Source organism: Candidatus Schekmanbacteria bacterium RIFCSPLOWO2_02_FULL_38_14, assembly GCA_001790855.1.
GTDB lineage: Bacteria > Schekmanbacteria > GWA2-38-11 > GWA2-38-11 > GWA2-38-11 > 2-02-FULL-38-14-A.
Map to the genome: position 1 here is coordinate 31,720 of MGDH01000007.1, position 794 is coordinate 32,513.

A 794-nucleotide genomic window follows, 5' to 3' on the forward strand; every position below is an offset into this window, starting at 1 on the left:
ACCAAAATGCCTTCGGCATTTTGGTTAACGGCGCCTCGGGCTTCGCCCTTGTTAGCCTCGTGCCGAAGGCACTTCGGCTAACTTCGGGTTTGCGGAATCCCTGACGGGATTCGCAAATCCCTTCGGGACTTCGCAAACCCGAGGCGCCGTTAGCAGAAATCTGCCATGGATATGGAGGTTGATTCAATGGGTTTAGTCAGATTAATAGGTATCTTTCTTCCTTTATTCTTTATTATGTCGGCATTTGGTCAAGAGTTGATGAATACTGAAGAAATGATAATAAAATATAGGTCTCAATTACAAAGTATGGATGAAGATACGCGAATTTCAGCACTAGTTGGGCTTAGAAAAATAGGAGCAAGAAACGGACAAGTTGAAGAAATTTTGATTTCTGCTCTGAAGGATAAAAGTGGCTATGTCAGTGTTTTGGCAGCTGAAGCATTATCCAGAGAAAATAAAGCTATTAAGCATGCTCTACCTGTTCTTATTAAAGCATTGGAATCACCTCTTGATCCAGCCTTTAAAACAGGACGCTATGTTAAGGACTGGAAAAGAGTTGCTGCTGGTGCCATCGGAAATTATGGATCAGATGCAGCACCAGCTGTTCCTGCCCTGAAAAAAGCACTCAAACATACCGATTATAATGTCAGAGGTTATGCAGCGATGTCGCTTGGCAATATCGGTCTCGCAAGTAAATCTGCCATGCCTGATTTGCAAAAGGCTATTTCTATGGAAAAAATTGATGGAGTCAAAAAGATTATGATAGAAGCTTTAAGTAAATTGAAAATGCTTTA

The 794-nt window shown here is 41.6% G+C and carries 1 pseudogene; it reads left to right on the top strand.

Features of this window, described 5'->3' with window-relative positions:
• Positions 1 to 165: 165 nt before the first annotated feature.
• Positions 166 to 794, top strand: a pseudogene (locus A3H37_00315) (hypothetical protein).